At 64.6% G+C, this 12,833-nt stretch carries 9 protein-coding genes; 4 read left to right on the top strand and 5 right to left on the bottom strand.

All coding sequences use genetic code 11. The features are described 5' to 3' along the window. Positions 1–131: 131 nt before the first annotated feature. Entirely contained in the window at positions 132–383 is a 252-nt protein-coding gene (locus FJZ36_14810) for a hypothetical protein (GenBank protein ID MBM3216174.1), read from the top strand. Between the two features lie 88 nt (positions 384–471). Here FJZ36_14810 and FJZ36_14805 read toward each other — a convergent pair whose 3' ends face one another. Next, a complete protein-coding gene (locus FJZ36_14805) occupies positions 472–618 on the bottom strand; it encodes a DUF3387 domain-containing protein (GenBank protein MBM3216173.1) in 147 nt (48 codons plus the stop codon). A gap of 55 nt (positions 619–673) precedes the next feature. Beyond that, the gene (gene rny, locus FJZ36_14800; protein MBM3216172.1) at positions 674–2,236 is read right to left on the bottom strand and encodes a ribonuclease Y; all 1,563 of its coding nucleotides are present in this window, start codon (positions 2,234–2,236) and stop codon (positions 674–676) included. 209 nt (positions 2,237–2,445) lie between these two features. Between rny and FJZ36_14795 the strand changes: the two genes are divergently transcribed. Continuing rightward, positions 2,446–2,934: a PTS sugar transporter subunit IIA gene (locus tag FJZ36_14795; GenBank protein MBM3216171.1), complete on the top strand. Its 489-nt coding sequence runs from the start codon at positions 2,446–2,448 to the stop codon at positions 2,932–2,934. A gap of 295 nt (positions 2,935–3,229) precedes the next feature. Here FJZ36_14795 and FJZ36_14790 read toward each other — a convergent pair whose 3' ends face one another. From FJZ36_14790 to dgoD, 3 genes are all read right to left on the bottom strand, one after another. Beyond that, positions 3,230–5,677 carry a DUF5011 domain-containing protein gene (locus FJZ36_14790; protein MBM3216170.1) on the bottom strand — a complete coding sequence of 816 codons (2,448 nt, stop codon included), beginning with the start codon at positions 5,675–5,677 and terminating at the stop codon, positions 3,230–3,232. 275 nt (positions 5,678–5,952) lie between these two features. Continuing rightward, entirely contained in the window at positions 5,953–8,025 is a 2,073-nt protein-coding gene (locus FJZ36_14785; protein MBM3216169.1) for an RNA polymerase sigma factor, read from the bottom strand. 100 nt (positions 8,026–8,125) lie between these two features. Further along, positions 8,126–9,268, bottom strand: coding sequence for a galactonate dehydratase (gene dgoD / locus FJZ36_14780; protein MBM3216168.1), 1,143 nt, complete (start codon positions 9,266–9,268; stop codon positions 8,126–8,128). A gap of 138 nt (positions 9,269–9,406) precedes the next feature. Between dgoD and FJZ36_14775 the strand changes: the two genes are divergently transcribed. Together FJZ36_14775 and FJZ36_14770 are read left to right on the top strand one after the other, a co-directional pair. Then, positions 9,407–10,765, top strand: coding sequence for a D-alanyl-D-alanine carboxypeptidase (locus FJZ36_14775; GenBank protein MBM3216167.1), 1,359 nt, complete (start codon positions 9,407–9,409; stop codon positions 10,763–10,765). A 164-nt stretch (positions 10,766–10,929) separates the two neighbouring features. Then, on the top strand, positions 10,930–12,833 hold a 1,904-nt coding region (locus FJZ36_14770; protein MBM3216166.1), incomplete at its 3' end, for a sigma-70 family RNA polymerase sigma factor.

Below are 12,833 nucleotides of genomic sequence, written 5' to 3'. Positions count from 1 at the left end.
GCTCGATTCGGGTGCGCTATGAGGTCAAACCGGAGAACTACTGCGGACGGGTGAAGCTCGCCTGCATCCTCATCTGGGCGCGCATCTGGCATCGGCTCAAAGCCGCGTACGCGGATTGAGATAGACTCTAAGTGGCCGATCTGATCCGCTGCATGGCGCTTGCTGGACGCACCTATGCGGATGATACTTTCGGCATCTTCGTCGTTGAACGGCTTGCCGTTGTTAAACGCTACGATGCGATGAGGCTCGATTCGAAACGCAAGCTTGGTAGAACGCGCGTCTTCCGCGTTCTGGACAAGCTCCGCCACGAAATGGGTCTGCTCACGGTTGAGGCGTTCTCCGAGAGTCCGAACCGCATTCTCCAAGTCTTCGCGGTTCAGTGAATCCCCGTCGCGTCGTCGCGTCAGTAACTCGTCGATATGTTGTTCAGGTGTGGCGTCCGATGCCTTCATCGCATCCACTCCGCTGTCATCAATCCGCCTTGCTCTCGCACCGTCTGAGTCGCCTTTTCCCATCTGTCTGGCGATAGTCGTACTTCCGAAGAAGCCGTTTCACCATGACGCGAAGCATCGCCTTCACGATCTCTTGCCCGCCGGGGCGCGAGTAGGCGAGTCTCATGCGGATCGTCTCCCGGATGATCGGGAACACGCGGTGGTGCGCACGCTCTCGGCGATCATCTGGTAGGACCCGTGACGGCGCTGGCGCGCAGTTCGCGAATCACGGTCACCCGGATCGGACTGGGGAAGTGCACCTCCGACTGCACCTTGCGGGCGAGCTCGCGCGCCAGCACGTGGGCTGCGTCGTCGTCCACGCGAGCCGCCTCCACGATCACTCGGAGTTCGCGTCCGGCGTCGATGGCGAATGCTCGGTCGACGCCCTCGAACGACATCGCGAGCTGCTCCAAGTGGCTGAGCCGGCGCACGTAGGATTCGAGCGTGTTCCGGCGAGCCCCGGGCCGCGCGGCGGAGACGCGGTCGGCGACCTGCAGGAGAACCGCCAGCGTCGTTCGCGCCTCCACGCCTTCATGATGCGCCTCGATGGCATGGATCACCTCCGGCGGTTCACCCAACCGCTTCAGGAGCCCGACACCGGCATCGACGTGGTTTCCCGGCGACAACCGATCCGATGCCTTCCCAATGTCGTGCAGCAGACCGGCGCGCTTCGCATGCTCGCTGTTCTCGCCGAGCTCCGATGCCAGCGACGCCGCGATGACCGCGACATCCTTCGAATGCTGCAGGACGTTCTGCCCGTAGCTGGACCGGAACCGCAGCCGCGCCAGCAACTTCATCGCCTCTTCGGGCAAGTCGATGATATCGAGGTCGGCAGCGACCTGCCGGGCTTCACGCTCCGCGTCCTCTTCGAGGGCGACTTCCGCGTCAGCCACGGACTGCTCGATGCGCCCCGGATGGATTCGACCGTCGCTCACGAGCGCCTCCAACGCGCGCTGAGCGACGGCGCGGCGCACCGGGTCAAAGCACGAAACGAGAATCGCCTCCGGCGTGTCGTCTACGATCAGGTCGACGCCGGTGAGCACCTCGAACGCGCGGATGTTCCTGCCCTCGCGCCCGATGATGCGTCCCTTCATCTCCTCGCTGGGCAGCGCGACGGCGACAACGGTTCCTTCGGATGCGAACTCGGCGGCGCATCGCTCAATGGCAGTCGCGAGGAGATGGCGCGCGCGCGCGTCGAGCGACTCGCGCATCTGCTGCTCGATCCGACGGGCTGCCTGAACGCAGTCGTGCCGCGCCTCCACGGCGGTCTGAGCGATGAGCTGCCTTCGCGCATCTTTGACGGTCATCTGTCCCACACGCGACAACTGCGCCGCCAGTTCCTCCGACTGGCGCTGCAGTCCCTCCTCATGCGAGCGCAGCATCTTCTCGCGGGCAATCGCCTTTTTCGTAAGGTTCTCGCACTCGCGCTCGCGCCGTTCGAGGAGCGACTGGCGGTGCGTCAGCGCCTCATCGCGGTCGATCAGTCGTTGTTCGGAGCGCTGAACCTCGGAACGGCGCTCTCGGATCTCCTCGTCGACCTGAGTCTGGCGAGCGTACGCCGCCTGCTTCGCGTTCAGCTCCGCCTCCCGCAGGACGACATCGGCATCGCGGTAAGCGTCCTGAAGCACCTGCTTCGCCGTGCTGTGCGCGTGGGCGGACTGAGATCGCAGGTAAAGTGTATGGACGACGTAGACGAGCACGCCGCTAACGGCGATTGCGGCGAGGAGGTCGAGGTGCTCCAACATGGGTGCGCCTCTCGGACGGCGAAGGACGGGTTCGTCACGCGCGGGATGTCTCGGCTCCCGCCGCGCGGAGTGCGATCAATGTAACCCACGGAAGGTGGCGAAGCAAGCCGGCACGCGCTGCGGGCTGCCCGGATGTGCGTCTGCCGAACGCTATGCTATGATGAGATACGCCACACGTCGACGCGTCCGAAGGCGAGGCGCAGTGACCCATGCGACTTTCTGATGCCCTCGACATCGACCGGATCGCCATCGGGATGACCGCGCCCGACAAGGAGACAGCGTTGCGCGCGCTGATCGACCTCGCCGTCGAACGCGGCTGCATACACGTCGCCGATGTCCAGGTCTACGCGGATCGAGTGATGGAGCGAGAGGCGCTGCATTCGACGGCGTTGGGACACGGAATCGCGGTGCCCCACGCGCAGGCGGACGGAGTCGACGGCGTCTTCTGCTGTCTTGGGATCCTGCCGTCCGGCGTCGATTACGACTCCATCGACAACGAACCCGCCAAGATCATCTGCCTGATCGTCGCCCAGGAAGGACTCGACGGGCTGTACTTGCAGCTCCTGAGCCACATCAGCCGCCTGTTCGCCCGAGGAGACGTGCGGGAGCGAGTTCTGAGCGCGGGCGATCCGGAAGCTGTTCTCGAAGCGATCCGCGACGCCGAACGGTCGGTGACCGGCCGCGCCGCCAGACGCTAGTACTCGGTTGCATTAGAGCGTAGCCAAACGCTCGGTGAGTTGCTCGACGGTGTAGGTCCGTGGACGTCGGCGCGCTGCGGGCGTCGCTCTTCGCGTAGCGGTCACATCAGAGCGCGGGCCCGCAACAACAAGCGCGCCCACCCCTCGACGGAGAGATGGGCGCGCGCGGATGAAGCGTCGAGTCCGTCGGTCGGACCCGTAGGAGGGGAGCTACCCCCTCACACTGGTTGCGGACGGGTCGCAGGGGCGGCTCGTAGGGGCGGCTCTCAGAGCCGCCCGCTTGGTTGAGTCCCCTCTACTTGTGGATCACCATCCGCCGTGTCTCCCGGAAGGAACCCGCCCGGAGCTCGTAGAAGTACACCCCGCTCGCGACCCGCTCCCCGAGCTCGTTCCGACCGTCCCAGTACGCCGCCTCGTCACGCGACGTGTAGTACCCCGGCTCGCGGTAGCCCACGTCGAGCTTGCGAACGAGAGCCCCCGCCACGTCGTAGACGTTCACCGTGACGGCGGAACCCTCCTTCAGCTCGAAGGGAATCCACGTCTCCGGGTTGAAGGGATTGGGGTAGTTTGCGAGCAGTCGGTGTGCCGACGGCGCAGGTCGAACCGCAACCGCCGGAGGAACTGCCGCCGCGACCTCCTTCGTCGCCTGGTTGCCGCTGGCGTCGAGCGCGACGACGACCAGCGCGGGCGGCGTCGGGCTGACGATATGTCGGATCTTCGTCGGGCCCATCAGGTTGGTCGTCGCTTCCAGGAGCGTGGGATCATAGGTCACCTTGACGATCTCGCCGTCAGCCACGACGTAGCCGGAGATCGTCGCCGAGACGGTCGGTGACTTGTCGCAGGTGTCCGAAACGGAGAAGCGGACGAGGTAGAACCCGTCGGGGTTGCTGCCGTCAGGCTTCTTGCCTCCTGCCGGCACGGCTCCCTTCTTGGCAGGCTGACCGGCTGGGTTGGTCGTCGGTGTCAGCGACGCGGTGATAGCCGGCGCAGCGGTGTCTTGGACGATCACCGCTCGCGTCTTCTCCGACTTGTTTCCGCTGGCGTCCGTCGCCGTGTACGTGACGATGTACTCGCCCGGCGTGTGTGAATCGACCGCGCCGGTGATGGCAAGCGTCGGGCTCGCATCGCAGGTGTCCGTAACGGACGCTCCTGGTTCGACATAGGGACCCGGGCACTCGACCGTCATCGGATCGTCGCCGTTCAGAACGATGACCGGAGGCGTCGTATCGCTGACGATTACTCTCCGCGTCTCCTCCGACTTGTTACCGCTAGCGTCCGTCGCCGTGTAGGTGATGGTGTACTCGCCCGGCGTGTGTGAATCGACCGCGCCGGTGATGGCAAGCGTCGGGCTCGCATCGCAGGTGTCCGTGACTGTCGCGCCGGATTCGACATAGGGACCCGGACATGCGACCGGCATCGGATCGTCTCCGTTCAGGACGATGACGGGACGCGTCGTGTCGGAGATCGTCACTGGGGTGCTACATGTGACGGGTAGGTGCGTTCCATCGCTCACGGTGATCGTGACGATCGTTTCACCGTGCGCGAAAGGGCGTGACACGGTAACGACGGTCGGCGTCGGCGCAACCACGCGACTTCGGTGCATCTCGGTGCCACCGATCGTCCAGATAACCTCAAGCTCGTCACCATCGAGGTCTTCAACAGTTGCCGGGATCGTCACGAGCGTTCCGTCTGCTCCAGCGCACTCGGCGCTCAGCGATTCCGGACACGACACGGTCGGCGGTGCGTTTGGTGACGTGACCTCATAGGTCGCTAAGCCGATCTGGACGACGTAGCTCGGAGCGCTGTAGCCGCCGTTGTACCACATGCGCAGTTCTCGCCCGACAGAAAGAAGCGTTTGACCGCCCACATTTGGCGAATCCCACGTGCCGGGGGCCGCACGCATGACGGGAGTAGTGTCCTTAACCCATGTAACTCCGTCAGCCGAGAACGCGTGACCAACGGCGCTGACACCAGTTCTGTCGCCGCCGGTGTACCATAGTTCCCAACCGCCATCCGTTTGGAGAACGGATGGCGATCCCACGTATCCACCGTCCCAGCTGGAGTCGGGTCCGCGGCTGACGATCCTGCCCCCATCCAACCACGAGATTCCATCATTCGAAGTGGCATACCGAATGTGCCAGTCGCCGTGTCCCCACGTGGTGTACCACATCGTCAGCGAAGCACCCGTCTTGGCGACGTGGCCGACATATATCTCGTCAGTTCCTGGGAATGCGCCCGTTGGGATCACCGGATTACCACCGTACCTCGTCCAACGGATTCCGTCGGCGGACGTCGCATAGCCGACTGCCATCTGTCCGCCGGTACCGCTGTGCCCGCTATACCACATCTTGAGGATGCCGCCATCGCGGATCACCGATGGATTGTGCAGGCTCTGCGCTTCCCAATCACGATATCGGCTCCCTATTGGGCTCAATACTCTCCCGTGTTTGACCCATGTCACCCCGTCGACGGACGTCGCATATCCGATGCTGACAGCTTGGGAGCCCCAGATGTTCCCTGCATACCACATCTTGTAGATGCCTTCATCAAAGATGACGCAGGGCTCGCTGATCCATGTCCCGTCCCAGTCTCCGGGTGTGATCGTGACGACGGGATTCGACGGATTCTTGATCCAACCGGTTTGCGCCATGGCGCTTTGCGCCGTCACGTGACAAAGGAACCCGACGATCGCGCACACTGCAAGCGCCCTGCCCAAACCGCGCAAAAGACGACGCGCTGACATCGGTAGTCTCCTTTCGAACCGTTTCCGTTGCGACTCATAATGTACGATGACATCGCGGCTGGTTGATCGAGGCGTTGACCTCCGTTTCCGTTACGGCTCATGCGTTGCGTATACTCTCGTTAGAGAGCGAATCGATCGCGACGACTCATTCGCAACACTTGCGCTTGTCCAGCCCGTGCGCGCCCTAACGCGACGCGTTCGGGTCGGTCCTTTCGAAATCGTGTCTCATCACGCGATGGACACCGCCTTCCGTGAAGACACGCCGGCGACGCCTTTCACTTCCGAACGACGACCCTCAACGCGCACGCGACGATATCGCCCGGCGCGCTGCGTCCTGCCTCCTCCAACCAGATCGACCGAACGCGCCCCTGTTCCTGAACCTCGCTGAACTCGCTATCGCCCCAATCGCTGACGTCGTTGCCGTCGTCCCACACGGCTTTGCCGCATCCCCACGTCGTCACCGACGCAAGGTACTTCGCGTCTGTCTGGGGCCCGGCAACAGTCCACCAGTAATAGGTACCCTCGTGCTCCGGCGCGCCGAAGCGTACCGGCACGCGAACGCGGTGGACGCCGGGCAGCATCTTCTCGACGGACGCGTAGTTCCGTGTCCTGTCGCCCCAGCCGGGGACCGTCACCACATAGAAGTCCGCGTTGGGTCCCGAACTGTTCCCAACATCGACATCGAGCCAGCCCTCGACCGTCTCGCTGGGCCGCGCGTAGAGTGTCCTGTCTTCAGCCAGAGGCAGCCCGTTGACGAATCCGGACACGAGGCGCAGCGAATCCTCCATCTGCTTCGGTCGCGGCTCACGAACGACCGTCTGCAGTTCTGCCGTTGGCTGTACGGAGACGCGCATGTCGTCGAAGTAGACGGGCATGCCAACCCGGTTCCACCCGCCACCCAGGTAGACGCCGGCAACCGGACGATTGACGTGAATCTGCGCGTCTGCCGCGCCTGCCGATATCCACTCGCCGACGCGCACGTCGTCCACGGTGAGGTCGTACGCGGCGACCTCCGTTCGATAGACGATCTGTAGGCGAACGGCGTCATGGGCGGGCGTCCGTGGGATCGGGACGAAAACGTCCGATCTGTTGTAGACCCACACACCGTTGTCGGTGCGGTGGACCAAACCGAGCTGCATCGGTTCGGGATCGTGATCGATCAGGAGACCAACGCCCGTGTTCGCCCGCCCTTCAGCAGGCTTGAGCCAGAGCTCAAGCGTCACGGTTCCCGATACGGGGTCGAAGAGCTTCCCAACGAAGTGATCGTTCCGCGCTACGCCTCCGCCCGGCACGGACGCGAAGGAGCGGCTCTGAAACTCGACGCTGCTCGGGTTGCTCCACGGCGCGAGCGGAACCCAGCCGACATGCTCCTGGCCGGGCGAGACGATCTCGCGCGTCCTCGGTTCCTTCGTAGTCACCGGAGACCCTTTGGCCATCTCCCGATTAACCTCGCCTAGCACCACGACGCGCATCGTCCGCGTTCCCTCCGGCGACGGAGCGACCTCCTGCGCGGGCTGTTGAAACACCGTCGCTCCGAGTAACGCCAGGCTCAGGTGCAGCCCCAGCGAGATGCCCACTCCGTACCGCGCGTCCGCGTTGGGTTGCAGGGGCGCATGGGGCACGTGAGCCGGCAGACGCTCCATGACCGACCGGACTATCTCCCACCCGGCCGGCAGAGCGAGCACCCGCGTCCGAAGCGCTGCCACGGCGCGTTCCCGATTGCCGCTCCGCGCGAAGAACCGATCGAGCCTCTCCTTCGCGCGGGACAGCCGCTTCGCGAGCGCAGACGGGCTGATTCCCAGCGCCTGGGCGACGTCCTCCGGGTTCTTCCCTTCCATGACGCTCAACACGAGCGGCACGCGCAGCGAGTCCGGCAAGGCGCGCAGACCTGCCATCGCGAGCCCGCGCATCTCCTCCTCGTCCTCGAATAGCTCCTGATCGATGTAAGGATTCGGCGTGTCTGCCAGGAACTCGATGCCCGATGGGATCTCCCTGCGCCGCTGGCGCATCAGGTTCTTGGCAGTGTTCCCCGCGATCTGGCATACCCAGCTCCCGAAGGAGTCCGGCTTCCTCAGCGTGGCAAGCTGCCGATACGCCTTGAGGAACGCCTCCTGCGCCACGTCTTCTGCCAGAGAATCATCGAGCGTCCGCGCGAAGGCGATGGCGCGGACTCGTCTCCCATGCCTTCGCACGAGTTCCTCGAAGGCGCACTGCTCCCCACGGAGCGATCTGCGGACGAGTTCGCAATCGGGTTCGATCATCTCGCTCTTTACAAGAGGTAGACACACAAAAGAGGCGATCTCGGACATGAATCTGCGCCGACTCGACGACGGGTCGCGCAGTTCCATGCGACGCGATAGGCATCAAAGTCCCGTAGGGGCGGGTCTGAGACCCGCCCCTACCACCTCAAGACCTTCGATCAAGCCATCAATCTACGACACAGACCACTCAGAGATACGCGACCGCGCCGTCGCGCTGGTAGGAGAACCCTCGATGCCAACGCTTCGCCGGGAACCGACCGAACACCTCCTCGTTCAGCTCGACGCCGTAGCCCGGAGTGTCGGGAACCTCGATGGTGCCGTGCTTCACCCGTAGCGGCTCCTTGACCCACAGCGACCGCGGCTCGGCGTCGTCGGGGATGTATTCGAGGATGAGGAAGTTCTGCGTCGACGCGGCGAAGTGGACGTTCACCGCCGTCGCGACGGGTCCCATGGGGTTGTGCGGCGCGATGTTCGTGTAGAACGCCTCCGCCATGCCGGCGATCCGCTTCATCTCGCCGACGCCGCCCGTCAGGCAGATGTCGGGCTGGAGGATGTCCGCCGCGCCGAGGACGAGCGCCTCGCGGAACTCGAACTTCGTGTAGAGCATCTCGCCCGTGGCGATGGGGACGTTCACCTTGGCGCGGACGCCGGCAAGCGCAGCGATGTTCTCCGGACGCAGGGGTTCCTCGAAGAAGAAGGGCTTGTAGGGCGCGAGGGCATCCGCCATTTGGATGGCGCGGATCGGTTCGAAGATCTTCGCGTGCGGATCGACGCCGATGTCGATATCGTCGCCGAGGGCGTCGCGCAGCCGACGGAGCCGCTCCGCCGCGACGCGCGGGTGGGAATTGACGGGCTGCTGGTCGCTGCCGGGTTCGAAGGGCCCCATCTTGAACGCCGTGTAGCCGTAGCGCTCGATGAGCCGGAGCGCCTGATCCGGGTCCGCCCCGATGCCCTGGTACACACGGATACGGTCGCGGCACTTGCCGCCTAGGAGCCGCCACACGGGAACGCCGAGCTCCCGCGCGGACACGTCCCACAGCGCCTGCTCGATCCCGCTGATCGCCGCGTTGACGACGGAGCCGCCCGGGAATCGGCTGAACGTGTACATCTTCTGCCAGAGGAACTCGATGTTGCGCGGGTCCTCGCCGACGAGCCACTCCTCGAAGTCGTGGATGACCTCGACGGTCGCCGTGTCGGGTCCGCACGAGTAGGCTTCGCCGATCCCCTCGATGCCGTCGTCGGTGACGACCTTGACGAAGAGGTGGTTCCGCCCTCCGTTGACGAGATAGGTGTTGATATGCGAGATTTTCACGGCGCTATCCTTTCCGATGGGTGAGCCCGGCTGTAACGTGGCATTGCCGACGCTTCGTTTCTAGTTGGTGTCCGCGCCAGCGCCGGATCGTCGCGCGGCGCGATCCTCGACTCGCCCGCACGCTGACAGGAACCGACTGAGGAGCCGACTAGAGCCATGTGGCAACTGACACACCGCGCCGGATGTATCGCGCTGGCATTCGCGCTGTGCGCCGGCGCGATCACGCCCGTCGAAGCCGCGACGAAGAAGACCACCAGCTCCCGGTCTTCAAAGAGCGCCAAGGCGAAGAAGAAGACATCCAGTAGGACGGCGAAAGCCAAATCCTCGAAGTCCAAGTCCAGAGCGACGGCGAAAGCGAGAACCGTCAAGAAGGCTCCCGAAGCGCCGAAGCCGCCGTATCAGGCGTACATCGTCGTCGAAGCCGAGACGGGCAAAGTCATCACCGAGAAGCAGGCAGACAGGTCCTGGCAGCCCGCATCGCTCGCCAAGATGATGCTGACGCTCATCGTGATGGAACACATCGCCGAGGGCAAGATCGCGCTGGATACGCCCGTCAAGGCGTCCGCATACGCCAGCAGCATCGGCGGTTCCCAGGTCTACCTGAAACAGGGCGAGACCCACTCCCTCGAATCGATGATGCAAGCCATCGAGATCGCCTCGGCGAACGACGCGTGCGTCGCTGTCGCCGAAGCTGTGGCGGGAACCGACAGCGCGATGGTCGAGTTGATGAACGCGCGCGCCAAGTCGCTGGGCATGGGCAACACGCGTTACGTGAACGTCCACGGTCTGCCGCCGGACGCGGGCAAGCCCGACAACGTGACGACCGCCCGCGATACGTCGATCCTCGCCCGCGAGCTCGTCACGCGGTTCCCTAAGCTTCTCGAATGGACATCGACCGTCGAAGCCCCCTTCCGCGACGGGAAGTTCAAGCTTTACAGCACGAACCACTCGTTCCTGCGCAACTTCCCCGGCGCCGACGGGCTCAAGACCGGCTATCACAGCGGGTCAGGGTTCAACCTCGTCGCGACGGCGAACCGAAACGGCGTGCGGCTGGTCTCCGTCGTCCTGGGGAGTCCATCGCCGGCCGTCCGCGCCAACGAGACGATGGCGCTCCTCTCGAACGGCTACGCGACGCATGAGCGCCGCGTCGTCCTCAAGTCGGGCGAAGCGATGTCGGACCTCCTCTATGTGGAGAAGAGCGAGCATCAGTATGTGCCTTTGAAGGCTGGGAGCGACCTGACGGTCTTCGCCAATAAGACGGACTTCTCGCGAGTACGTCTGTCGCTGGAGAGCGTCGCCGAACTGACCGCGCCGGTCGAGGACGGGTTCCCGGCAGGCACGATCGTCGCGACGCTCGACGGCAAGCGCGTCGGATCGGTCGCCGCCGTCGTCAGCCAGGATGTGCCGAAGGCGCGGTTCCTCTGGAGCTTCTGGAACTGGCGCACGCCCAAGCCCACCGTCGAGGAGTTCCTGGAGCTCCGACAGGCTGGGATGAACGCTCCGACCAGCTTCTAAGCCGATTGCATGCGCGATGCCGAAGGGGTGAGCCGCTCTGGCGCTCGCCCCTTCGTCGTGCCCGCCAGTTCCTGACGAGCCGACGGGCACAGCCCGCCGCACTGCCCCCACCTACCGGAGCCGACGCCAAGGCTCTATGATGGACACCGATTCATGACGGATTCGTGGATCGTTGTACCACTGTACTAGCGACGACGCGCCGCCGAGACAGGGGGAGGTGGTTTCCCGTAGAACCGGATTCCGTCCTCGTCCGCGAATGCCTTGCTGGGAGCCGCCATGCCTTCGCGCAGCTCGCGCGCAGGTACGAGAGGCGTGTCTTTGCCATTGCTTACGCACTGCTGCTCGATCCGCACGAAGCCGAGGACGCGCTGCAACAGACGCTCCTGATCGCCTATGAGCGGCTCGGCACGCTGCGCCGACCGGACAGCTTCGCCGCGTGGGTGTCCCGCATCGCTGATCGCACCGCCAGGCATCGGCTCTATCACATGAAGCGCGAAGTACCGACGGACATCGCCGCGACGATGCAGGATCGCCCCACTTCCCACGTCGAGCAGGCAGCCTTCGAGCGCAAGGAGGACCTGCGCCGACTGGCGACCAGCGCGCTGGCGTCGCTGCCGACGTCGCTCCGGACGCCCCTCGTGATGCGATGCATGTATGACAGCTCGTACGAGGACATCGCCGAGAGCCTCGCCATCAGCGCCAACGCAGCGGAGATACGCGTCCGTCGCGCGCGCGTTGTCATGCGCAGCTACTTCGCGCGGTGGAACCTGGAGGAAGAGTGCCTCGACATCCTGCGATCGCACTGCATCGCGCTGCCGATCGGTCTTCAGGCGGTCGATGCCGTCGTCAACGCGATCCACGGGAAGCCAGCCCCGAGCACAGGCGCGTCCCAGTCGGCGGGGTACGGCTGGGGCATCGCCGGAGCAGCCGCCGTCTTGACGTTAGTGGGAGCAATGGCGTTTCCACAGCCGGCGCAGGAAGTGGCGCCTTCGCCGGAGGGAACGCGGACGATGCAGGTGCGACTGTTGGGAGACATCAAACGCGAGGCAGTCATAGCCACGCCGACACCCGGCAAGATCGCGAAGCCCCGCGAGATCATCAAGCCGGGCGAGGAGCATTTCGGTTGGACGCCGCTAAACCCACGCGTTGACCCGACGAGCGTGGGGTTTCAGAGCCAACACTTCGCCTCCGCGCCCGGCGGAGCCGTCGTGCAGAATGACCATAGCGTCGCGAAGCACTTCGATCCGGTAACGGGAACGGTGACGCTCGAGCTCTGGTTGAAGCCCGCTGAAGGTCGGGCGAACACGAGCGTCGGGTTCCTATCTGGGAACGTTATCGATGCGCCGGGTATCACGTTCGTGATCCGAGACGACAGCGGTGTATGGCGATACGTCCGATCCGGTGTGCCGGTCCCGCTGCCGCGCGTTCTCGATGCCGCGCGTTTCCGCATCGTCTATCGAACGGAGGCGGCGGCGTACGACCTCTATGTCGACGGCGCGCTTATCGACGAGTGGATTCCCGCGATATCGCGCGAACAGATGGATCGTCTGAACCAGCCCGTGAACGGCGTCGTGTTGGCCAGCGGCTGGAACCGGATCGGGCATCCCGCCTACTTCGACGACATGCGGCTCGATGTCAAGCCGACGGGTTCGCTGCGTCCCGTCGTCTTCGAACCCTATCCACAGGACCCCGAGGAGTCGTTGAGGCTCGTCGCCGGGAGCATCAACGGCGCGCCGGTGCCGACGGATCGGGTTCTCCTCGTGAGACCGACCGAGGCGGTCGAGGGCTGGCTCGATCTCGACGTCACGAACACGAGCGGACCGAACGGCGACTACTACGTCGTGACGGTTCCCGGCTGGGGTGATCGGACGCGGAACTATGCGTCCGTCGCGAAGGTACCGCCCGGCACGCATCGGGTTCGCGCGCCGGTGCGCTTCGACGCGCCGGATCGAGAGGGCGAGTATTACTTCTGGACGGTGGGCGGGGCTCAGACCGAAGCGATGTTCATCGCCTCGACGACGAGTTGGGTCAACGGAGAACCCGTCTGGGGCGACGGCAACGACGTCGC

The organism is Candidatus Poribacteria bacterium (assembly GCA_016866785.1).
GTDB lineage: Bacteria > Poribacteria > WGA-4E.
The sequence above is the reverse complement of the archived record's forward strand: the minus strand, read 5'-3'. Positions and strand labels throughout refer to the sequence as shown.